At 55.5% G+C, this 20,276-nt stretch carries 18 protein-coding genes and 1 pseudogene; 13 read left to right on the forward strand and 6 right to left on the reverse strand.

Annotation, left to right across the window (positions count from 1 at the left end):
- Nucleotides 1-233: 233 nt before the first annotated feature.
- A protein-coding gene (locus J2125_RS24290; RefSeq protein WP_209499454.1) for an IS3 family transposase occupies nt 234-1,345 on the forward strand; the annotation gives its coding sequence in 2 pieces (ribosomal slippage) (nt 234-495 and nt 495-1,345; 1,113 coding nt in all).
- Nucleotides 1,346-1,390: 45 nt separating this feature from the next.
- Nucleotides 1,391-2,296, forward strand: a pseudogene (locus J2125_RS24295) (Rpn family recombination-promoting nuclease/putative transposase); the annotation flags it as partial.
- A gap of 586 nt (nt 2,297-2,882) precedes the next feature.
- Here J2125_RS24295 and flhA read toward each other — a convergent pair.
- From flhA to hypA, 6 genes are all read right to left on the reverse strand, one after another.
- A complete protein-coding gene (gene flhA / locus J2125_RS24300) occupies nt 2,883-4,970 on the reverse strand; it encodes a formate hydrogenlyase transcriptional activator FlhA (RefSeq protein ID WP_017802642.1) in 2,088 nt (695 codons plus the stop codon).
- Between the two features lie 115 nt (nt 4,971-5,085).
- A complete protein-coding gene (gene hypE / locus J2125_RS24305; protein ID WP_017802641.1) occupies nt 5,086-6,108 on the reverse strand; it encodes a hydrogenase expression/formation protein HypE in 1,023 nt (340 codons plus the stop codon).
- Nucleotides 6,101-7,270: a hydrogenase formation protein HypD gene (hypD, locus tag J2125_RS24310; RefSeq protein ID WP_017802640.1), complete on the reverse strand. Its 1,170-nt coding sequence runs from the start codon at nt 7,268-7,270 to the stop codon at nt 6,101-6,103. The genes hypE and hypD overlap by 8 nt, the downstream gene beginning before the upstream one ends.
- Nucleotides 7,270-7,548 (reverse strand): HypC/HybG/HupF family hydrogenase formation chaperone, encoded by a 279-nt coding sequence (gene hypC, locus J2125_RS24315; RefSeq protein WP_017802639.1) that lies wholly within the window; start codon nt 7,546-7,548, stop codon nt 7,270-7,272. Before hypC ends, hypD begins: the two co-directional genes overlap by 1 nt.
- Nucleotides 7,539-8,306, reverse strand: a complete 768-nt coding sequence (gene hypB / locus J2125_RS24320; RefSeq protein WP_072016909.1) for a hydrogenase nickel incorporation protein HypB — start codon at nt 8,304-8,306, stop codon at nt 7,539-7,541. Before hypB ends, hypC begins: the two co-directional genes overlap by 10 nt.
- Before the next feature lie 30 nt (nt 8,307-8,336).
- Nucleotides 8,337-8,681: a hydrogenase maturation nickel metallochaperone HypA gene (hypA, locus tag J2125_RS24325; RefSeq protein ID WP_017802637.1), complete on the reverse strand. Its 345-nt coding sequence runs from the start codon at nt 8,679-8,681 to the stop codon at nt 8,337-8,339.
- A gap of 352 nt (nt 8,682-9,033) precedes the next feature.
- Between hypA and J2125_RS24330 the strand changes: the two genes are divergently transcribed.
- The 11 genes from J2125_RS24330 (at nt 9,034) to fdhF (ending at nt 20,130) form a co-directional block, all read left to right on the forward strand.
- Nucleotides 9,034-9,501: a hypothetical protein gene (locus J2125_RS24330; RefSeq protein WP_017802636.1), complete on the forward strand. Its 468-nt coding sequence runs from the start codon at nt 9,034-9,036 to the stop codon at nt 9,499-9,501.
- 150 nt (nt 9,502-9,651) lie between these two features.
- Nucleotides 9,652-10,263, forward strand: coding sequence for a 4Fe-4S dicluster domain-containing protein (locus J2125_RS24335; protein WP_209499595.1), 612 nt, complete (start codon nt 9,652-9,654; stop codon nt 10,261-10,263).
- Entirely contained in the window at nt 10,260-12,164 is a 1,905-nt protein-coding gene (locus J2125_RS24340) for a proton-conducting transporter transmembrane domain-containing protein (protein WP_017802634.1), read from the forward strand. The genes J2125_RS24335 and J2125_RS24340 overlap by 4 nt, the downstream gene beginning before the upstream one ends.
- Before the next feature lie 10 nt (nt 12,165-12,174).
- On the forward strand, nt 12,175-13,128 hold the full coding sequence (locus J2125_RS24345) for a respiratory chain complex I subunit 1 family protein (RefSeq protein ID WP_209499565.1): 954 nt from the start codon (nt 12,175-12,177) through the stop codon (nt 13,126-13,128).
- Nucleotides 13,129-13,168: 40 nt separating this feature from the next.
- Nucleotides 13,169-14,893 carry a hydrogenase large subunit gene (locus tag J2125_RS24350; RefSeq protein WP_017802632.1) on the forward strand — a complete coding sequence of 575 codons (1,725 nt, stop codon included), beginning with the start codon at nt 13,169-13,171 and terminating at the stop codon, nt 14,891-14,893.
- A 15-nt stretch (nt 14,894-14,908) separates the two neighbouring features.
- Nucleotides 14,909-15,463 (forward strand): formate hydrogenlyase complex iron-sulfur subunit, encoded by a 555-nt coding sequence (locus J2125_RS24355; RefSeq protein WP_017802631.1) that lies wholly within the window; start codon nt 14,909-14,911, stop codon nt 15,461-15,463.
- Nucleotides 15,463-16,260 carry an NADH-quinone oxidoreductase subunit B family protein gene (locus J2125_RS24360; protein ID WP_017802630.1) on the forward strand — a complete coding sequence of 266 codons (798 nt, stop codon included), beginning with the start codon at nt 15,463-15,465 and terminating at the stop codon, nt 16,258-16,260. Before J2125_RS24355 ends, J2125_RS24360 begins: the two co-directional genes overlap by 1 nt.
- Nucleotides 16,260-16,739 carry a formate hydrogenlyase maturation HycH family protein gene (locus J2125_RS24365; protein ID WP_017802629.1) on the forward strand — a complete coding sequence of 160 codons (480 nt, stop codon included), beginning with the start codon at nt 16,260-16,262 and terminating at the stop codon, nt 16,737-16,739. Before J2125_RS24360 ends, J2125_RS24365 begins: the two co-directional genes overlap by 1 nt.
- On the forward strand, nt 16,732-17,223 hold the full coding sequence (gene hycI / locus J2125_RS24370; RefSeq protein ID WP_017802628.1) for a hydrogenase maturation peptidase HycI: 492 nt from the start codon (nt 16,732-16,734) through the stop codon (nt 17,221-17,223). Before J2125_RS24365 ends, hycI begins: the two co-directional genes overlap by 8 nt.
- A gap of 166 nt (nt 17,224-17,389) precedes the next feature.
- Nucleotides 17,390-17,935: an electron transport protein HydN gene (gene hydN, locus J2125_RS24375; RefSeq protein ID WP_017802627.1), complete on the forward strand. Its 546-nt coding sequence runs from the start codon at nt 17,390-17,392 to the stop codon at nt 17,933-17,935.
- Between the two features lie 23 nt (nt 17,936-17,958).
- Complete coding sequence (gene fdhF, locus J2125_RS24380; protein ID WP_017802626.1) at nt 17,959-20,130, forward strand: formate dehydrogenase subunit alpha; 2,172 nt, start codon at nt 17,959-17,961, stop codon at nt 20,128-20,130.
- Nucleotides 20,131-20,276 lie beyond the last annotated feature (146 nt).

Consider the following 20,276-nt stretch of genomic DNA (forward strand, 5'->3'; position numbering starts at 1 on the left):
CTGCCTCATCCGGACAGTATATTGCCGGTAAAACCTGCATGTATCAGAGGCCAGTCAGATGGGCTGATTTTGCTTTCTGTGTGGCCCCGGACGGCCAAATAGAAAGCCCTGCAGCAGTCCGCAACCGGATGCTCTGAGCCATTCCGCCTGCTCTTGTAAGTATCCCGATAAAACGGTCCATTCACTTTTAGAGATCTTCCGACATACTGATTATGTCCTCTGAGGAGATCGCCATGCGTAAAGCCCGATTCACCGAACACCAGATCATTGCCGTTCTGAAGTCTGTCGAAGCCGGACGTACCGTTAAGGACGTCTGCCGCGAAGCGGCAATATCCGAAGCCAGCTATTACAACTGGAAAGCAAAGTACGGCGGAATGGAGGCTTCAGATATCAAAAAGATGAAAGATCTTGAAGACGAGAATCGTCGCCTGAAGCAGATGTTCGCCGACCTGAGTCTGGAATGCCGGGCGCTGAAGGACGTTATCGAAAAAAAGCTCTAAAACCAGCGATAAAGCGGGAGCTTGTCAGCTATCTGACTGCACAATTTTCCATGAGCATCCGCCAGGCATGCAGGACAGTATCGCTGAGCAGGACGGTGTATTTTTATCAGCCCGATACCCGGCGTGATGAACCGGTGATCCTGGCGCTGACTGAACTGGCAGAACGCTATCCGCGATACGGATTTAAGAAGCTTTTTCAGGTACTTCGCAGGCAGGGTAACGCCTGGAATCATAAGCGTGTTCACCGGATTTACTGCCTGCTGAAACTCAATTTTCGCCGCAAGGGGAAACAACGTCTTCCGGTGCGCAATCCGGCTCCTCTGGCAACGCCGGAAGCACTCAACCAGAGCTGGTCGATTGATTTTATGCACGACGCGCTGACATGTGGGCGACGTTTTCGGACTTTCAACGTCGTGGATGATTTTAACCGTGAGGCTCTGGCCATAGAAATTGACCTGAATATCCCGGCGCAGCGGGTTGTGCGGGTGCTGGACAGGATAGTGGCAAACCGTGGATATCCGCTGAAGATGCGGATGGATAACGGCCCGGAGCTGATATCACTGGCTCTGGCACAATGGGCTGAGGACCATGGCGTGATGCTGGAATTTATCAGGCCAGGCAAACCGACACAGAATGCCTTTATCGAACGCTTTAACCGGACGTACCGGACAGAAATCCTGGATTTTTATCTGTTCAGAACGCTGAATGAAGCACGGGAAATCACAGAGCGCTGGCTGACGGAATACAACAGCGAGCGGCCTCATGAATCCCTGAATAACCTGACGCCGGAAGAATACCGGCTGATGGCTGAAAAACCGGAACTCTCAAAAAGTGTGTGGAACTAAAACAGGTATGCTTACACTCTTCTTTCTCAACGCCTTCGACCACCACTTCCCGCAGAGCTGCGCGACATCTGCGATCTCAGCACACTGAAGCTGGAATCCGGCTCGTTCGTTGAGGATGATTTGCGCCAGTATTTCAGCGACGTGCTTTACAGCCTGAAAACCACAGCCGGTGAGGGTTATGTTCACGTGCTCATCGAGCATCAGTCCTCGCCCGACAAACACATGGCCTTTCGCCTGGTGCGCTATGCCGTTGCTGCCATGCAGCGGCACCTTGAGGCGGGGCATAAAAAGTTGCCACTGGTGATACCCGTGCTGTTCTATACGGGCAAACGCAGCCCGTATCCGTACTCCACCCGGTGGCTGGATGAGTTTGACGACCCGGAACTGGCAGGCAGGCTCTACAGCCAGGCTTTCCCGCTGGTTGACGTTACCGTCATTCCGGATGATGAAATCGCCGGCCACCGCAGCATGGCCGCCCTGACCCTGCTGCAGAAGCACATCCATCAGCGGGACCTGGCAGAACTGACCGATCGGCTGGCCCCAATTCTGCTGGCCGGCTATCTGTCTTCATCACAGGTGATATCGCTGGTACACTATATTGTACAGGCAGGCGAATCAGCCGACGCCGAAGCCTTTGTACGCGAACTGGCTCAGCGTGTGCCGCAACACGGAGACGCACTTATGACCATCGCACAGCAGCTTGAGCAGAAGGGCATTGAGAAGGGCATTGAGAAGGGTATTGAGAAGGGTATTGAGAAGGGTATTGAGAAGGGCAGGGCAGAAGGCCTTAAGCTCGGCGAACAGCGCGGCATTGAAAAAGGCCGCACTGAAGGCGAGCGTGAAACCACTCTGAAAATTGCCCGCACCATGCTGCAGAACGGCATCGACCGTAATACCGTCATGAAAATGACCGGCCTGACCGAAGACGACCTGGCACAAATCCGCCACTGACTTATTCAGCGGCCACGGCAGCCGCGCTGCTGAGCCGCCACGTGCAGCCGCCCAGGGAGTCATTCCCCCATCGCTCCGTCACACACAGGTCACCCTGCACCTTCAGAAACATCACGGGCTTCAGCACGATTTCGTCAGGAATGAGGCCCCCGTAGTGCCTTACCAGCACCTTTCCCTCGCTGTACCCGGAACAGCCCGCCCGCGGTTAAAAGCCCGGATGCATTTGTGCGGGTGCGCCCTGAGCATCTGCAGTATCGCTTCACGCTCCATCATTCACTCCTTTGCGTCAGACATCCACTGTAGTCAGTAAATGCCGTTATTCCGGTCAGCTGAAGACATCATTCGCTGCATCGATCTTTGCTATACGGCTGCTTAGTCAGGTTTTTCTTGGGTCAGATATAAGGGACGAGACGGGCCACTTGCCATCTAGAGCGGTTAAAGATCGTTCCAGCCCCTTTACGCGGCAGGTCAAGCTGGTACGGTACAGAGAAAATTCGCTGACGCTGGCACTCAGGGCGCAGGTCAGGCGGAACAGGTTATTCATAGACACAGGCTATCATCCAATGAAAAAAACAGTCTGACCGCCTTAGTGCGCGGTGATGCCCAGCTTTTTCATTCTGGATAATAGCGTGGTGCGTTTAAGCCCTAGTCGGAGTGCGGCACCGTGCGGTCCGGCAACGACACCATTGGTTTCTTTCAGCACGTCAATAATGTGCTGGCGTTCATCCTCTTCATGCATTGAAGAAAATGATGTGAGCGGTGGCGCGCTTACCGCGACCCTTGCCGCAGCGAGGGGGAATGGATAATTTAATTCGTCCGGTTGCATCTCCAGTACGGTTCCGCGCGTCAGCAACACTGCCCGCTCAATCACATTTTCCAGTTCACGCACATTTCCCGGCCAAGGCATACGACTCAGCATACGCAACGTTTCTGCAGGAATACTGTCGATAGTGCGCTTCATCCGTTTCGCAATTTTACCGGTGAGGAATTTTACCAGTTGCGGAATATCCTCCGGGCGCTCGCGTAGAGGCGGGATCACAATCGGGAACACGTTAAGCCGGTAATAGAGATCACTGCGAAATTCTTTATCAGCGACCATCTGTTTCAGGTCACGGTTAGTGGCGGCGATCATCCGCACATTGACAGAAATCAGCTTGTTACCGCCTACCCGCTCGAACTCCTGCTCCTGCAAAATACGCAGCAGTTTAGGTTGCAGCTCCAGTGGGATCTCACCGACTTCATCAAGAAATAAGGTCCCCTGATCGGCCAGCTCAAAGCGCCCCATTCTTTGCGCCGTTGCGCCCGTAAAGGCGCCTTTTTCGTGACCAAACAGGTCGCTTTCCATCAGCCCGGCAGGCATCGCTGCACAGTTCATTTTTACCATCCGTCGATCGCGACGATCGCCAAGATTATGAATTGCGCGTGCAATCAGCTCCTTACCGGTTCCGGTTTCTCCCAGGATCAGTACCGAGCAGTCACTTTTCGCCACAATCTCTACCTGTTTCAGCACGGCAGACATACCCGGACTTCGCCCAACAATGTCAGTAAAATCAGCGTGATGATTGTTAATCTGCTCGGTCAGATAGAGATTTTCATGCTGTAACTTTTCTTTCAGACTTTTGATTTCCTGATAGGCCAGCGCATTATCCACCGCGATGGCGATACGTTCGGCGATCTGCTGCAATACCCGCAGGTTGGTTGAATTAAAGTTATCCGGCAGAAAGCGCGCCAGCTTTAATACCCCCAGCGTTTTGTGGCCGAAGCGCAGGGGCAACACACACAGCGTTTTACTCTGTTCACGCCACAGCAGATGGAACAGCGTACTGGTACTCCCCTCCTTTTTATCATCCGGATGCTCGCTGGTCAGCAGCATTTCACCGCTTTTCATCACCTGCTGTTCCGGCGTGCCTGCCAGCGCTATACGCGATTGCTCGCGTTCGGCAACATGGCTCTGGACATAATGCGTGGCATAGACGCTCGCCTCTGCGCTCTCCTTATCGGCATCACACAACACAATGCTGATGGCATTGATATGAAAGAAATGGTGAATGGTTTTGGCAATTTCGCCGGTCAGCTCGTCGAGATCTAATTTTGACAGCACAGCATTGGTGATATCGACCAGAATACGAAAGTCATCGCGCTCGTGGCGCAGCAGGGATTGCTGGTGGAGTGCGTTTTCACGTAACTGAATTTGTTCGACCGCAATCGCCGCCAGGGTGCAAAGCTCAGACAGGCCGCTTTTGTCCTCTTCACTGAACGGCGTCGGCGGCAGGCGAGTAAACTCACAGCCGCCCAGTAATCCCTCCGATCCCAGTAGAGGGACCAGACAATAGTGGTTAAAGGGTGGATAGAGGTTCAGTGCCGCCAGTTGCGGATAGCGACGATGCAACGCGTCACTGCGCCAGACCTGCGTTTCAGGATTGTGCAGCAGCGCATGCACCGGGCCGGTTGCCAGTAACGTTTCATCCTGGTAAATGACCCCCTGATGATGCGAATCGAGACCGTAAAAACTGACGCGTTCACTGTTACTGGCGAACAGTACCAGCGTTACACTCTCCGCAATACCGGCGGTCTGGATCATCTGCGTCAGGGTTTCAAGCAGTGACGTCATGGTCTGTTGCACCAGTAAGGTGCGCGTCAGTTCCAGTAATCCCTGGTGTTTTATGCTGCTCATGGTTGCACTCTGCATACATTAGCTCTGGATAAAGTTGCCTGAAAATTTTGCTCATTTGAGCGGCCGACCGCAGTTGAAGTTTACGCCTGTCAATTTCGTCATCGCCCTGATGAGATCAACAAATGCGAGGTAAGGGTTCCGCATGCGGCAACGTGAGCTGCCGTGTCACGTCCAGTGTGCCGCGCAGACAGACCTGAGGGTCCTGCGTCACGTCGCCAATGGTTGTGGCATCTCCCCCCAGTGGATGGTTGCGCATCAGCGCAAGCACCGCCTCTTCGGCATGCGCAGCGACTACCGCCACCACCTTGCCTTCATTGGCGAAGTTCAGCGGTTCCAGCCCCAGCAGTTCACAAAGGCCACGCACCGCGGGTTTCACCGGCAATGCTTGCTCGTCGATGCAGATGCCCAATCCACTGGCCGCACTGAACTCATGCAAAATGGCATTCACGCCACCGCGGGTGGCATCACGTAAAGCATGGATACCCACAAGCGATCGCAGCGGCGCAATCATCGGCGCCAGCACCGCGCAGTCACTCTCCACGCCCAGATCCATGCCCAGCTTTTCACGCAGGTTAAGGATCGCCGCACCGTGATCGCCGAGCGTACCGCTGACGATCACTTTATCTCCCGCTTTTATTGCGCGGGCGGACCAGTTGACGGCGTCCGGGATGACGCCTATCCCGGCTGTATTAATAAAAATTTTATCGGCTGCGCCACGTTGCACCACTTTAGTATCGCCGGTCACAATCGCCATGCCGGCATCGCGCGCAGTCTGCGCCATCAGGCTGACTATCTTCTGTAACTCAACCAGGGGAAAGCCCTCTTCCAGAATAAAGCCGCACGAGAGCCAGCCAGGTGTAGCACCGCTGACCGCCAGATCGTTAGCCGTTCCACATACCGCCAGCTTGCCGATGTTACCGCCGGGGAAAAAAACCGGATCGATCACGTAGCTGTCAGTGGTAAACGCCAGCCGGTCACCCTGCGCACTCAGACTGGCAAGCGACAACTGCGCGCCATCTTCCCGTTGATTGAGCCAGCGATTGTCGAAGGCGCGGAGAAATAGCTGATCGATAAGCTGCTGCATCGCGCGCCCCCCGCTGCCATGCGCCATGGTAACGACGTCTTTAGCCTCATTCATCCTGACTGACCTTCTGTTGTTGTTTATGCTGTGGCTGGCTGGCAATGGCCGCCTCCTGATGCCGGTACTGAAACCATGCCGCACACGCCCCTTCAGAGGAGACCATCAGCGCGCCGAAGGCATTGTGCGGCGTACAGCCAGTGCCAAACAGCGGGCATTGATGCGGTTTACAACGCCCGGTCAGTACCTCACCGCAACGGGAACGGGGATCGTCCGCTACCGGCTGCGCCTGCGGGCTGAACCTATGCTCTGCATCAAACGTCGCATAGGCAGATGTCAGAGAAATACCTGAGCATTCAATCATCCCCAGTCCGCGCCACTCGCTACTGCCAGCCAGCGTAAACACCTCTCGTATCGCTTTCTGAGCCAGCAGGTTACCCTGCTCTGGCACGACGCGGCGGTACTGGTTTTCCGTTTTACACGATGCCTCGCAAACCTGTTTCACCAGCATCAGCACGCTTTGCAGCATATCGAGAGGTTCAAAGCCGCTGATCACCAGCGATTTGCCAAATTCCTGATTGATAAAATGATAAGGTGCGGCGCCAGTAATCATGCTGACGTGGCCGGGAGCCAGAAAGGCATCAATCCGCACATCATCCTGTGAGAGCAGGCTGCGCAGGGTGGGCATCAGACTGATGTGCTGACAGAAGATGCTGAAATTGGTCAGCCGTTCACGCCGCGCCTGTTGCAGCGTCACGGCAGTCACTGGCTGCGTGGTTTCAAAGCCGAGGGCAAAAAATACTACCTGCCGCGCCGGGTTCTCACGTGCCAGTCTCAGCCCATCCAGCGGTGAATAGACCACCCGTATATCCGCGCCCCGTTCACGCGCCTGCGCCAGAGATCCGTGCTGCCCCGGCACGCGCAGCGCATCACCAAAGGTACAAAAAATCACCTCAGGATGTGCGGCAATCTCACAACAGGCATCGATGCGCCCCATAGGCAAGACACAGACCGGGCAGCCCGGTCCGTGGATAAACTCCAGCTGGGGCGGCAGCAGTTTGTCCAGACCGAATTTGAAAATAGCGTGGGTATGACCACCACAGACTTCCATAATCTGCAGCGGTTTGTCGGCGGTATACGGCAGTAATCCCGCCCGCTGGTGCAACTGTTCAAGCAGCGTTTTCGCCAGTTGCGGATCCCGGAACTCATCAACAAAACGCATTATCTTTCCTCTCCTCCGCGCAGGAAAAGAGCAACATCAGTTTCCACTTCGCCCATCGCATGCAGTGCGGCCAAGGTTTGCCGGGCTTCACGCTCATCCAGTCTGCTTAAGGCGAACCCGACATGGATTAACACCCAGCAACCGACCAGCGCTGCAGGTTCATCTTCACAGACCAGCGCAATATTGACTTCACGGCGCAGACCGCAGACCTCGGCCCACGCGTGATCACCCTGCTTTTCATGCAGCGCAATGATCTGTCCGGGAATGCCTATGCACATCGTTGCTGCTCCAGCCAGGCCAGCCACTGATCCATCCCGGCGCCGGTGGTGGCTGACAGGGCAATCACCTCAATCCGGGGATTGACCTGTCGCGCATAAGCGATACAGGTGTCGACGTCAAAGCTGACGTACGGCAGCAGATCAATTTTATTGAGGATCATTAGCCCGGAGACGACAAACATATCGGGGTATTTCAGCGGTTTGTCTTCGCCTTCGGTCACCGAAAGCACCGCTATTTTGTGTCGCTCGCCAAGATCAAAACTGGCCGGACAGACCAGATTGCCGACATTCTCAATAAACAGCAGGCTGTTTTTAGCGGGCGACAACTGATGCAGCGCATCGTGAATCATTTGCGCATCCAGATGACATCCTCTTCCGGTATTTACCTGAATGGCCGCCACACCAGTCGCGCGGATTCGGTCTGCGTCGCGGGTTGTCTGCTGGTCTCCTTCAATTACCGCACACTCCACACTGGATGCCAGCTGGGTCAGGGTGCGGGTCAGCAAGGTGGTTTTACCGGAGCCGGGACTGGAAACCAGATTGAGTGCCAGAATGCCCGCAGCAGCAAAATGTTCACGGTTGTGGCCGGCAATATGGTTATTCTTCGCCAGCACGTCCATTTCGATATCTACCAGCCGGCGTGCTGCAAACGGCAACCTGTCGCGATTATCCGAGGAATGAGGGTGGAAATGATGATCGCCGCTGCTTGTCCCTTCAATTCGCTGGTCGCCACTGGCACAACCACAGATACTGCACATAACCTTCTCCCGGGACACATTGAGTGTCTGTTATTCAATTTCGATGCGTTTAATTTTCATGCCGCTATCGGCAATGACCCGTACCTGACGTCCAGCGCAGTGCGGACACAGCGATACGCCTGGACTGATTAAAGTGATCATCTGCTGACAGGCGTCACACCAGTGCGTTGCGACGGGTGTTTCAAGATGCAGAATAGAGCCCTCAGCGAGCGTTTCGCGGCAGACCAGGGCAAAGCAAAATTGCACCGCTTCCGGTTCCACACAGGAAAGCGGCCCTATTTCCATCCAAACCGCAGTAATTCTTCTGGCATTATTTTTCCGTCCCACCTGCTGCATTATTTCGACCGCATTCAGACACAGCGTAATTTCATGCATATTCTTTCTCCGGCGGCAGCTAAATTAAACGTGAATGTAAAAACCACAAGCAACATTGATGCCAGCTTTATTAAATAGCCGATGAAACACACTCTTCCGGATTTAAATATGCGCAACCTTCTCCGTCAGAAATGTCGAAAATAGTCGCCATCGACATATCTGCCTTCTTTTCAGCCCGGAAAAATTTTCCGTAAAAATGCGATTAAGTTGTTAATAGTTATTCAGTTAGTCAACACAAAACGATACTGGCCCATTTTATGCTAGCAGAGTCTTATACATCGTATGTCGTCGTCACTTCGGCATCCAGAAAAATACAAAGCCTCTGCGCAACACTTTTTAACGGGTAATAACTATGAGTACACTGAGCGAACTGACCAGCAAAGCGGATTATATTGCCAGCAAGAACAGTCATCTTAAATCACACTGGCGAACCTATCAGAACAGCCTGACACAGGCGATAACCCAGCTAAATGTCCAGATAAATCATGCATTCATCTACGGTGAAGAGCAGGATCTCCGCTTCACGTTGTTTAACCATTTCATCATCAGCATTCATCTCAGCGACGATTTTTACAGTCAGGAACTCGTTTACAGTCTGAACATGGCGCACGGTGATGAACAGCCTGATTTCCGCACGTTTTCCCACGCCACCCTGAACGAGCAGGGATGGGTAGACAGTACGGTAGATATAAAAGATAAGCGTGCGGTGCTGGAGCATTACCTCAATAAAATATCGTCTATTTATGACTGCCTGTTTCATTCACTGGAAACCAATCAGCCGGTTTACCCTGCGCTGGAAAAATTACTTACCCGCCAATGATCCCGCTTATTTACCGATCAGTCCGCATCGTTTTTATTTCCGCTGAGGTGCGGATTAATTCCGACATAAATGTCGAAATATCAATTTACGTGACGACTTCGTCATATTTGACGAATAGCCCGAGGAGAGTTCATGCGCACTAATACAGCCATGAATCAATATGTGATAGCCGACCCGAAACGTTGTATCGGCTGTAATACCTGTATGGCTATCTGTTCTCAGGAGCATCTGCGTCACGGTTTACAATCTGCACCGCGTTTGCAGGTCATGCGTAACCGCCTGGATTCAGTGCCAGTGATGTGTCATCAGTGTGAAGACGCGCCGTGCGCGCAGGTTTGTCCGGTGAACGCCATCACCCGCGAAAACAACGCCATCCATCTTAATGAGAGTCTGTGTGTGAGCTGCAAGCTGTGCGGTATCGCCTGTCCGTTCGGGGCGATTACCTTTTCCGGCAGCACGCCGCTGGCTATCCCCGCCCACTGCAATAGCGCAAAAGCGCTGCCGGCACCGCTGCCGCCGCGCGCCATCAGTCCATTGATCGACTGCATTCCGGGCGTGCGTGCGGTCGCGGTGAAATGCGATTTATGCAGCTTCAGCCCGGAAGGTCCGGCCTGCGTTAAAACCTGCCCGACCCAGGCCATCATGCTGGTCACTGCCAGCGTGGCTGAACACACCAGTCAGCAAAAACGCCTCAATGCCATGAACATCTCACCGGGCGGAATGATGTCCCTGGGTGCACCTGACACGGAGGTCAGATCATGACGGCACTGTTCGCCTTGCAGCCAGCCTTCCTGATTACGCTGGCGCTGCTGGTGTGGGTCTGTAGCGGGACTGTTGGTGGGTTACTGGCCGGTGCAGCAAAAATCAGCAGCCTGATTTCCGGTGTCGGCGGTATGGTGGCCTCCACTGCGCTGTTGGTTGCCGCGCTTCAGATGCTGAACGCTGACACACCGATGACGATGACGTTGCCACTGTTGCCTTATCGCGCCAGCTTTAATCCGCTGAATGCGCTGCTGTTGCTGACCATGTCAATTACGGCTTTGTGCAGTAGCCTGTATGCCTGCGCCTGGCTGGAGAAGGCCGATCGGCGGTCGTGTGCGCGTAGCGGTTTGTTGTGCAACCTGATGCTGGCTGCGCTGGCTGCCGCCACGATCGCCACCGATGCGCCCGCCATGATCCTGATGATGGAAATGGCTGCCCTGTGCGCCTATTTCATGATTGTTCAGGCTGACGATGAGAAAAGCCGCCGTGCCGGTCTGAATCAGTTTTTATCCGGCCGCCTCGGTACACTGTGTCTGATTCTGGCCTTCGCCCTGCTGCATCACGCCAGCGGCAGCGTCAATTTTGAGGTGCTGCGCCATGCGGCGTTAACGTCGGGCATTAAATCGGCGGCCTTCCTGCTGGCGCTGGCCGGTTTCGGGCTGTACGCCGGGATTATCCCGCTGCACGCCTGGGTGCCCCAGTCGCATTCCAGCGCGCCCGCTCACGCCGCCGCCCTGCTCTCTTCTGCGCTGATGAAAGTCGGCATTATCGGCATCATAAAAGTCGGCCTGGATCTGCTGGGCGCACCGCCACTCTGGTGGGGCCTGATGGTATTGCTCCTGGCTGTCCTGACCGCATTTATCGGTGGGCTGTATGCGCTGATGGAGCACGATATCCGCCGCCTGCTGGCCTATCACACGCTGGAAAATATCGGGATTATTTTGCTCGGTGTTGGTGGCGCAATGACCGGCGTGGCACTGAATTTGCCGGTTCTGGCGTCACTCGCGCTGCTGGCGGGTCTGTTCCATCTGTTCAATCACGGCCTGTTTAAAACAGCGCTGTTTCTCGGTGCCGGTGAAATTGAAATGCAGACCGGCATAAAGGATATGGAAAAACTCGGCGGCATTGCGCGTCTTATGCCGTGGACGGCGGGTGCGATGCTGATTGCGCTGATGTCGATGGCCGCGCTGCCGCCGTTAAACGGTTTCGCCAGTGAATGGCTGCTGTATCAGTCCCTGTTCCAGCTGAGCAGCAGCCACGTCTTTATCGCCCGCCTGATCGGGCCGCTGCTGGCGGTCGGTCTGGCACTGACCGGCGCGCTGGCGCTGATGTGTATTGCCAAAGTTTTTGGCGTGACTTTCCTCGGTACACCGCGCAGTCAGAGCGCAGCAGACGCCACACCGGCACCACCCGCTATGACGTTCAGCACGATGTTACTGGCGCTGTTGTGCGTGATTTCCGGCGTGGCTTCCCCGTGGATTATTCCGCAATTCTCTGCTGTCGCTGCGGCCGTACTAAACACGCCGGTTCTGCTGGCTGCTCAGCATGGCGTGGCATTTTCGCCGACGTCCGCGGTGTCTGCCCCGATGGTGGCCATTTTGCTGCTGGGAATGCCGTTAGTGCCATGGCTTATCGCCGCAGTTCTGCGTGGCGCGCGGCTGCCAAATCGTTCACGGGGCGATGCCTGGGCCTGTGGTTATGCGCACTCCGCCGACATGGTAGTGACGGCGACCGGTTTCGCCCAGCCGCTGCGCGTGATGTTTGCTCCGCTTTACCGTCTGCGCAGTCATGCGACACCGGTGTCACTGGTTTCAGCCCTGCACCGTGGCTGGCTGGGGGCGTTCTGCCGTCGTCTGGCGCTCATCGAACTGGCCGTATTACTGGTCGTGGCTTTTGCCTGAGGAACTGACTATGAACTTTCCTTCCCTGCTGGCCGGTTCGCTGTGGCCGCTGGCGCTAGTTCAGGCGCTGACATTGCTGGCTGTCGCTCCTTTGTTTGCCGGTTTCAGCCGCGTGATGCGTGCGCGAATGCACAACCGGCGCGGTCCTAGTGTATTACAGGAATACCATGACATCGCCAAATTGCTTCAGCGTCAGAGCGTCGCGCCCGCAGCAGCAGGCATGGCGTTTCGCAGTATGCCGTATCTGTTGACTGGCGGTTTACTTGTCATCGCCACCGCCCTGCCAATGGTGACGCTGATATCACCGATGGGCGCGGCGGGTGACCTGATCACCGTGATTTATCTGTTTGCCGTGGTGCGTTTTGTGTTTGCCATCGCCGGACTCGATACCGGCAGCACTTTCACCGGCATTGGCTCCAGCCGCGAAGCGGTACTCGGCGTTCTGGTGGAGCCGATTCTGCTGCTCGGTCTGTGGGTGGCGGCGCTGGTCGCCGGTTCCACGTCACTTGGCGCGATTGCCGCCCGCGTTCTGCACTGGCCGCCGTCCTCTTCCTTAACTCTGACGCTGGCCGGTCTGGCTTGTGCGTTCGCCACCTATGTCGAAATGGGCAAGCTGCCGTTTGATATGGCTGAAGCCGAGCAGGAGTTACAGGAAGGTCCGCTGACCGAATACTCCGGCGCGGCGTTAGGGATGCTGAAAATCGGCATCAGCCTGAAACAGCTGGTGGTGTTGCAGCTGTTCCTCGGTCTGTTCTTCCCGTTCGGGTTGGTGGAAAACCTGACACCGCTGGCGTTGCTGACTGCCGTTGTGGTCTGTCTGCTAAAACTGCTGATCGCCATGTTTATGGTCGCGCTTATCGAGAACAGCGTCACGCGTCTGCGCTTTCTTAAAACCTCCCGCACCACCTGGGCGGGATTTGGTCTGGCGTTTCTGGCGCTGGTTTCCTGGCTGGTCGCTGGCTGACCTGACATTTTGTTCCGCTGCGGCGGACAGAGGCTTTGCAATGAGTGAGTTCAATAGCGCTTTAAATCAAAACCCGGTCGGCAACGCGTATCTGGCCGCGCTGGAAAAACAGTTTCCGTCGGCGATTCTGGGCAGCGAATGGCAGACCGACACACAGGCGACCGTCACCATCAGGCTGAACTGGCTGCCGGAAGTGGTCGAATGGCTTTATTACCAGCAGGGCGGCTGGCTTTCCGTGTTGTTCGGCAATGATGAACGCACGCTGTGTGGTAATTACGCGCTGTATTACGTGCTGTCGATGGAAAAAGGCGTGAAATGCTGGATTACCGTGCGCGCCGAAGTGGATCCGGTATCGCAGGAGTTTCCGTCGGTAACCCCGCGCGTGCCGGCAGCCGTCTGGGGCGAACGCGAAGTGCGGGATATGTACGGCCTGCGCCCGATCGGATTGCCGGACGAACGCCGTCTGGTGCTGCCGGATGACTGGCCTGATGACCTGTATTCGCTGCGCAAAGACGCAATGGATTACCGTCAGCGCCCGGCACCGACCACGGATGAAGAAACCTATCCGTTTATTTCTGAGGCCAAAGAAGGCAGCAAAATCGTGCCCCTTGGTCCGCTGCACGTCACTTCTGACGAACCGGGCCACTTTCGTCTGTTCGTTGATGGCGAAGACATTATCGACGCCGATTATCGGTTGTTCTACGTGCATCGCGGCATGGAAAAACTGGCCGAAACCCGCATGGGCTATAACGAAGTAACGTTTTTGTCTGACCGCGTGTGCGGCATTTGCGGTTTCACGCATAGCGTGGCTTATACCTCGTCGGTCGAAAACGCCATGGGGATTTTAGTGCCGGAACGCGCCCAGATGATCCGATCCATTTTGCTGGAAGTGGAACGTCTGCACAGCCATCTGCTGAACCTCGGGTTGGCCTGTCACTTTGTCGGATTTGATTCCGGTTTCATGCAGTTTTTCCGCATCCGCGAACAGTCGATGAAAATGGCGGAAATCCTGACCGGTGCGCGCAAAACCTACGGGATGAACCTGATCGGCGGCATCCGTCGCGACATATTAAAAGACGATATGATTGCCACCCTTGCGCTGACGGGCGTTATGCGTCGCGACCTGAACGAGCTGGTGGATATTCTGCTCAGCACGCCAAATACGGAACAGCGCAGCATCGGCGTCGGCATTCTGGATCCTCAGGTGGCGCGCGATTTCAGCAACGTCGGCCCGATGGTGCGCGGCAGCGGTCACCGTCGTGATATGCGACAGGATCATCCCTACGCCGGTTACGCCAGACTGCCGTTTGAACTGTTCAGCGAAACCGGTAACGATGTTTATTCCCGTCTGAAAGTGCGCATTCACGAAGTCTTTAACTCCCTGAATATGATCGAGTCTGGCCTGCAAAGCCTGCCGGGCGGCCCGCTGGCGGTGGAAGGCTTTAACTATATTCCGCACCGTTTCGCGCTCGGTTTTGCCGAAGCGCCACGCGGCGACGACATTCACTGGAGCATGACCGGCGACAATCAGAAGCTGTTCCGCTGGCGCTGCCGTGCGGCGACCTACGCCAACTGGCCGACGCTGCGCTACATGCTGCGCGGCAATACCGTTTCCGACGCCCCGCTGATTATCGGCAGTCTCGATCCTTGCTATTCCTGCACAGACCGCATGACGGTGGTTGATGTGCGCAAGAAAACGTCCATCGTCGTGCCTTACAAAGAGATCGAACGTTACGGCATCGAACGCAAAAATTCGCCGCTTTAAGGAGCCGTTCAAATCATGCTGAAACTGATTAAAAAAGTGCTCAAAACCGGCACGGCAACGTTGGGCTACCCCTTCAAACCGCTGAATTTAGCACCCAACTTTCGCGGCAAACCACACTATACCGCACAGCAGTGTATCGCCTGCGGCGCCTGTGCTAATGCCTGTCCGTCTAACGCGCTGACCATGACCACGTCAGACGACACCAAAACGATCCGCTGGCAGCTGTTTTTAGGACGCTGCATTTTCTGCGCCCGCTGCGAAGAAGTCTGCCCTACGGCAGCGATCACGTTGTCGCAGGAGTTCGAGCTGGCGGTCTGGCGCAAAGAAGACCTGTTTGAGACCGCGGATTTCCCGGTCTGCCCTTGCCGGGAATGCGGCAAACCTTACGCCGTCCAAAAAGAAATCGACTTTGCGCTCAGCCTGTTACAGGAAAATGCCGCGCTGAGCGACCTGCAGATTAGCGAACGTCGTGTGCAGTATGAAACCTGTCCGGCGTGCAAAAAAATGCACGGTCTTTCTCCCAGCGACCGCATTGATATTGGCCGCCATATGACTACGGAGGTTCGCTGATGAGTCATAACCCGATTGCGCCGCGAGACGAAAAGGGTCTGCCGGTGCCTGTTACACTGGATGACAGTATCGCCAGACTGAAATCCACCCTGCTGAACAGCATCCGCCGTTCCGCCTACGTTTACCGCGTGGACTGCGGTGGCTGTAACGGCTGTGAGATTGAGATTTTTGCCGCCATTTCACCCCTGTTTGACGCTGAACGCTTCGGTATCAAAGTCGTTCCATCGCCGCGCCACGCTGACATTTTGCTGTTCACCGGTGCGGTCACCCGCGCAATGCGTATGCCCGCTTTGCGCGCCTGGGATTCGGCACCGGATCCGAAAATCTGTATTTCTTACGGCGCATGCGGTAACAGCGGCGGCATTTTCCACGACCTTTATTGCGTCTGGGGCGGCACCGACAAAATCGTGCCGGTGGACGTATATATCCCCGGCTGCCCGCCGACACCGGCGGCGACCATTTATGGATTTGCAATGGCGCTGGGTTTGCTGGATCAAAAAATCAAAGGGCAGCAGCATGACGACGCTGCCGCAGAACCGGCTATTTTATTGCATCCCGACCTGCCGCAACCGTTACGCGTGCTGTTGGATCGCGAAGCGCGCCGCATGGCCGGTTACCGCTATGGCCGCCAGATTGCCGATCAGTTTATGAAAATCGTCGCTGCCCCCGGATTACAGCCGGTAGAACAACGTGTATCGGCCTATCTGGCTGAACAGGGCGACCTGCGCCTGAGCGAAATCATCGGCAATCTGCAGCATATCTATCATCAGGTGCTGCAAGGCGAGGTGCGTCTGTGATGACTTCCGTTAACGACCAGCGCTACGCGCGCCATCAGTCCTATGATGGTCATGCGCCTGACAAAGACAAAGTGATTTTCTATTCATTGAGCAGCAAGTTTGTTGATGAAAAAAGCGCCCAGAAACGCTGCTCGCAGAAAGCGCAGGAAGTGATTTATTACAGCCTGGCTATCGGCCATCACCTCGGGGTGATCGACTGTCTGCAATCGCGCCTCGAATGCCCGTTCGATGGCTATCTGCACTGGATCGACTGTCTGCCTGAAAACAGCGAAGCCCGCCGCAAACTGGCGGGTGTTCAGCGATTTGGCGAGATTACTATCGACAGCAGCCACACGCATTTGCTGGCACTGGCGTTGCGCGATGCAAGCCCGCAAATGACGGTGCAACAGCAAGGATGGAGCGAACAGCTTATCGCCCTGCTGGCGCAAATTGAAAATGACCCCGCCATGTACCTGATGGTCAGGAGGTACGATGCCTGATTACCCTGAGAACCTTCCCCGCTACGCGCTGTTGTGCGTGGGCAACAGCATGATGGGCGACGACGGCGCCGGTCCGCGTCTGGCCGAACTGTGCGCGGAAAAACCACTTCCCGGCTGGACGGTGGTGGACGGCGGCGCGGCACCTGAAAACGACATCGGCTATTTGCGCGAACTGCATCCACAACATTTGGTGATTGCTGATGCTACCGATATGGGGCTGGCGCCTGGCGAAATGCGCATTATTGCCGAGGAAGATATCGCCGACATGTTCATGATGACTACCCACAATCTGCCGCTGACCTTTCTCATGCAGCAACTGCGCGAGGACATCCCGCAGATCACCTTTGTCGGTATTCAGCCCGACGTCGTCGCGTTTTATTACCCGATGAGTACCGCTGTGGAACAGGCGATCAGCCGCCTGCATCAGCTGTTACCGCGACTTGAAACTGGTCCTGGGATCGCTCCTTTCAGTCTTTCGACATAACTGTCGATACGGTGACGACGCAAATATGACGTCAGTGAAAAATTTCGTCAGCGGAGCAACCTTTAAAATTAACTCAATGAATTTAATAGTAAAAATTAAAAACATGAACTGGCACGCTTTATGTATAGCCAGTAGCTAAAACCAATGGCTTAGGGACTAATTACTCATGAACCGGTTCATCATCGCCGATCCCAAAAAATGCATCGGCTGCCGTACCTGTGAAATTGCCTGCGTAATGGCGCATAACGACTCGCAGGATATCTCGCTGCTCAGCGCCGCGACATTCGCACCGCGTCTGCACGTGATAAAAGGCGTCAACCTCAGTACCCCGGTGATGTGTCGCCAGTGTGAAGATGCACCCTGTGCCAACGTCTGCCCCAATGGCGCCATTCTTCGCTCAGCCGACCATGTGCAGGTGCTGCAGGAGCGCTGCATCGGGTGTAAAACCTGCGTGGTTGCCTGCCCGTACGGCGCAATGGAAGTGGTGACAAAACCGATTTTCCGCCAGAACGGCGCCGCGATGGCAGCTACCTCGGATAAAGCCGAAGCGCACAAATGTGATCTGTGCCATGGCCGGACTGAAGGCCCGGCCTGTCTGGCCATCTGCCCGACCAACGCCCTGTTCGCTATCGATCGTAACCAGTTACAGGAGATGAATGCAGAAAAACGTCGCCGCGCGGCGCTCGACAACACTTCTCCGCTGCTGTTTTAACCCCGGATTAAGGAAACCTTCCAATGAAAAAAGTCACGACTGTCTGCCCCTACTGCGGCGCTGGATGTAAATTGAATCTGGTGGTGGATAACGGAAAAATTATTCGCGCCGAAGCGGCGAACGGCGTTACCAATCAGGGCGAACTGTGTCTGAAAGGCTATTATGGCTGGGATTTTCTCAATGACACCAAACTGCTGACCCCGCGCCTGACACAGCCGCTGATCCGCCGTCAGAAAGGCGGAAAGTTCGAAGCCGTCAGCTGGGATGAAGCCATTCGCTACACCGCACAGCGGCTGACGGAGATCAAACAGAAACACGGTCCGCGTGCCATCATGACCACCGGTTCCTCGCGCGGAACCGGCAATGAAACTAACTATGTCATGCAAAAATTTGCCCGAGCGGTGATTGGCACTAACAACGTCGACTGCTGCGCCCGGGTGTGCCACGGCCCGTCCGTGGCGGGTTTACAGGCGACGCTCGGCAACGGCGCGATGAGTAATTCTATCGGCGATATCGAGAATTCAAAATGTCTGCTGGTGATCGGCTATAACTGCGCAGATTCCCATCCGATCGTCGCACGCCGGGTGATCAAGGCTAAAGAGAAAGGCGCAAAAATCATTGTCTGCGACCCACGCCGCATTGAAACCGCCCGTATTGCCGATCAGCATCTGCAAATCAAAAACGGCTGTAATATGGCGCTGGTCAATGCTTTTGCACATGTGCTGATCGAAGAAGATCTGTATGACCACGACTATGTAGCGAAATACACCGAAGGCTTTGAGGAATACCGTAAAAATGTCGCGGATTACGCCCCGGAAGCGGTAGCGGAACAGACCGGCGTGTCCGCACAGCAAATCCGTCAGGCGATGCGCACCTACGCCGCAGCGCCTTCAGCCACCATCATGTGGGGCATGGGCGTGACTCAGTTTGGCCAGGCCGTTGACGTGGTAAAAGGCCTGGCGGGGCTGGCCTTGCTGACAGGCAACCTCGGCCGGGCCAACGTCGGCGTCGGCCCGGTGCGCGGGCAAAATAACGTGCAGGGTGCCTGCGACATGGGTGTGCTGCCGAATGAATTCCCCGGCTATCAGTCGGTTACCGACCCGAACGTGCGGGCGAAATTCGCCGATGCCTGGGGGATTGACGTCAATCTGATGGATACCGACATCGGTTACCGCATCACCGAAATTCCGCATCTGGCGCTCGAAGGCAAGGTTAAAGCCTATTACATCATGGGCGAAGATCCGCTTCAGACCGAGGCGGATTTAGGGCTGGTGCGCAAAGGCTTTGCCGCGCTCGACTTTGTGGTGGTACAGGATATTTTCATGACCAAAACTGCGGAACAGGCTGACGTTATTTTACCTGCGACATCCTGGGGTGAACATGGTGGCGTCTTTTCCTGTGCCGACCGTGGCTTCCAGCGCTTTGAGAAAGCCATCGAACCGACCTGTAACGTCAAGCGCGACTGGGAGATCATCAGCCTGCTGGCGACGCAGATGGGTTATCCGATGCATTACCGCGATAATCAGCAAATCTGGGATGAAATGCGCAGCTTATGCCCGCTGTTCTATGGCGCAACCTATGAAAAAATGGGTGAACTGGGCCACGTTCAGTGGCCATGCACCACGCTTGACAGCGCAGGAACGCCCTACCTGTATGCCAATAACCACTTCGATACCCCAACCGGTAAAGGTCAGCTGTTTGCCGCGCCGTGGCGCGCGCCGGCTGAATTGCCGGACGACAGCTATCCGCTGGTGCTGTGTACCGTACGCGAAGTCGGCCACTACTCCTGTCGCTCCATGACCGGCAACTGTGCAGCATTGCAAACGCTGGCTGACGAACCTGGCTTCGTGCAGATGAATCCGATCGATGCACAGGCGCTGACTATCAGTGACCAGCAACTGGTCTGGGTAGCCTCACGCCGTGGCAAAGTCATCTCACGCGTCAACTACAACGAACGTATTAATGCCGGTGCGGTGTACATGACCTATCAGTGGTGGATCGGCGCCTGCAATGAACTGACGCAGGATAACCTCGACCCTATCTCTAAAACGCCTGAAACCAAATACTGCGCAGTGAAAGTCGAACCGATCGCCGATCAACGCTGGGCTGAAAGCTACGCACATCAGACTTACAGCGACATGAAAGCCCGCCTGCGCAGCGCCGCTGAAGACCTGATCCCCGCCAGCGGGATTTAATTTCACCAGGGCATCCTGACGCGAACTTATCATCATTTTCGCGTCGCAGCACAGCAGCGCACAACGCGATCCCGAAGAGCTGATAATCATCAGGGGGTCGGGGTCACAGTGGCTGCCGGGTTGCCGCCCGAATCGTAAGGAAATGA

This window comes from Winslowiella toletana (assembly GCF_017875465.1).
Taxonomy (GTDB): Bacteria; Pseudomonadota; Gammaproteobacteria; order Enterobacterales; family Enterobacteriaceae; genus Erwinia; species Erwinia toletana.

Excerpts from the sequence above, each read along its gene's own strand:
- hycI (WP_017802628.1), top strand. The coding sequence starts at position 16,732 with ATGCCTGATTACCCTGAGAACCTTCCCCGCTACGCGCTGTTGTGCGTG.
- J2125_RS24355 (WP_017802631.1), top strand. The coding sequence starts at position 14,909 with ATGCTGAAACTGATTAAAAAAGTGCTCAAAACCGGCACGGCAACGTTG.
- hypC (WP_017802639.1), bottom strand. The coding sequence starts at position 7,548 with ATGTGCATAGGCATTCCCGGACAGATCATTGCGCTGCATGAAAAGCAG.
- J2125_RS24360 (WP_017802630.1), top strand. The coding sequence starts at position 15,463 with ATGAGTCATAACCCGATTGCGCCGCGAGACGAAAAGGGTCTGCCGGTG.
- J2125_RS24340 (WP_017802634.1), top strand. The coding sequence starts at position 10,260 with ATGACGGCACTGTTCGCCTTGCAGCCAGCCTTCCTGATTACGCTGGCG.
- flhA (WP_017802642.1), bottom strand. The coding sequence starts at position 4,970 with ATGAGCAGCATAAAACACCAGGGATTACTGGAACTGACGCGCACCTTA.
- fdhF (WP_017802626.1), top strand. The coding sequence starts at position 17,959 with ATGAAAAAAGTCACGACTGTCTGCCCCTACTGCGGCGCTGGATGTAAA.
- hypB (WP_072016909.1), bottom strand. The coding sequence starts at position 8,306 with ATGTGCAGTATCTGTGGTTGTGCCAGTGGCGACCAGCGAATTGAAGGG.
- J2125_RS24335 (WP_209499595.1), top strand. The coding sequence starts at position 9,652 with ATGAATCAATATGTGATAGCCGACCCGAAACGTTGTATCGGCTGTAAT.
- hypE (WP_017802641.1), bottom strand. The coding sequence starts at position 6,108 with ATGAATGAGGCTAAAGACGTCGTTACCATGGCGCATGGCAGCGGGGGG.
- J2125_RS24365 (WP_017802629.1), top strand. The coding sequence starts at position 16,260 with ATGACTTCCGTTAACGACCAGCGCTACGCGCGCCATCAGTCCTATGAT.
- J2125_RS24330 (WP_017802636.1), top strand. The coding sequence starts at position 9,034 with ATGAGTACACTGAGCGAACTGACCAGCAAAGCGGATTATATTGCCAGC.
- hypD (WP_017802640.1), bottom strand. The coding sequence starts at position 7,270 with ATGCGTTTTGTTGATGAGTTCCGGGATCCGCAACTGGCGAAAACGCTG.
- J2125_RS24350 (WP_017802632.1), top strand. The coding sequence starts at position 13,169 with ATGAGTGAGTTCAATAGCGCTTTAAATCAAAACCCGGTCGGCAACGCG.
- hypA (WP_017802637.1), bottom strand. The coding sequence starts at position 8,681 with ATGCATGAAATTACGCTGTGTCTGAATGCGGTCGAAATAATGCAGCAG.
- J2125_RS24345 (WP_209499565.1), top strand. The coding sequence starts at position 12,175 with ATGAACTTTCCTTCCCTGCTGGCCGGTTCGCTGTGGCCGCTGGCGCTA.
- hydN (WP_017802627.1), top strand. The coding sequence starts at position 17,390 with ATGAACCGGTTCATCATCGCCGATCCCAAAAAATGCATCGGCTGCCGT.